Below are 1,092 nucleotides of genomic sequence, written 5' to 3' on the forward strand. Positions count from 1 at the left end.
TTTTTCTCTCTATTGAAGATATCTAAACAATTCCGTTAGTGCTCAAAATCATAATTTGAAAAAATAAATAATTTATTTTTAATAAAATATTTACATTATTTTGAAGTTCGGATTTTTAAGAGCATTAATTGAATTTATAACTTTTGAATTATTATATATCTTAATAATTTATTGATGTAAATATTAATGCTACTAAAGAGTTAGAGAATTTTAGAAATCTATACTTGATTTTAAAAAATACAAAAGCCAAAAAAGTCTATTTATTTACTAAGCTATTATTATATTTTTAATTGATTAGAATAGTTATAAATGAATACTTATAGGTATATGAATGAAAATTATACTTTACTATTTATGGGGATTTTTAGGAATATCTGATGATCAAAAAATTAAATAGTTGAAATCTGTGATAAGAATAAAAGTTGTTTCATGTCATAATTAAAATTTAATGATTTAGATAGTTAGAAATGTGAAAGGTGTCATATAAATGAAGAAACTCATGCTTGCTTTGTTAGTGTTATTTTATGGGGTTGCTCATGCGGAATGTAAAACTGGTAATGTTTATTCTGATATAGAATGCTTTGAAAAACAGTTAAAAACTGATAAAGCTAAAATGAATAAGATATACAATAAATTAGCTTCAAACTTGGATAGTGAAGGGAAAGCCAGTTTGGAAAATTCCCAAAAGGCTTGGCTTGATTATCGTACAAAGCAATGTTCTGGTTTGATGGGGTATTATGGATCTCAAGCAATGGGAGCAGGTTCACATTTAATTATTTTAAGTTGTGAAGCCGATAAAACTAAAGAACGCCTTAATGAGCTTAAAAGTTTAGATCTTTAAAAATCGGTCTTAAAAATTACGGTGTTTTAAATATTTAATTCTAAACCTGCCTTTTGGTGGGTTTTTTTAATATTTAAAGTATAGGTTAGTTGAATAGTCTAATTAATCAAAGCGAATAACTACCAGACAATAAAAAAACCACCTAATTCTTTCGAATTAAGTGGTTTTTAAATTTTGGAGCGGGAAACGAGACTCGAACTCGCGACCCCAACCTTGGCAAGGTTATGCTCTACCAACTGAGCTATTCCCGC

The 1,092-nt window shown here is 27.3% G+C and carries 1 protein-coding gene and 1 tRNA gene; one reads left to right on the plus strand and one right to left on the minus strand.

The features are described from left to right. The first annotated feature begins 487 nt into the window (after window positions 1–487). A complete protein-coding gene (locus J536_RS24470; RefSeq protein ID WP_050680437.1) occupies window positions 488–841 on the plus strand; it encodes a lysozyme inhibitor LprI family protein in 354 nt (117 codons plus the stop codon). A 175-nt stretch (window positions 842–1,016) separates the two neighbouring features. Here the strand turns inward: J536_RS24470 and J536_RS24475 are convergent. Then, a tRNA-Gly gene (locus J536_RS24475) sits at window positions 1,017–1,092 on the minus strand.

It is taken from the genome of Acinetobacter sp. 809848, from assembly GCF_000581275.1.
GTDB classification, from domain to species: domain Bacteria; phylum Pseudomonadota; class Gammaproteobacteria; order Pseudomonadales; family Moraxellaceae; genus Acinetobacter; species Acinetobacter pittii.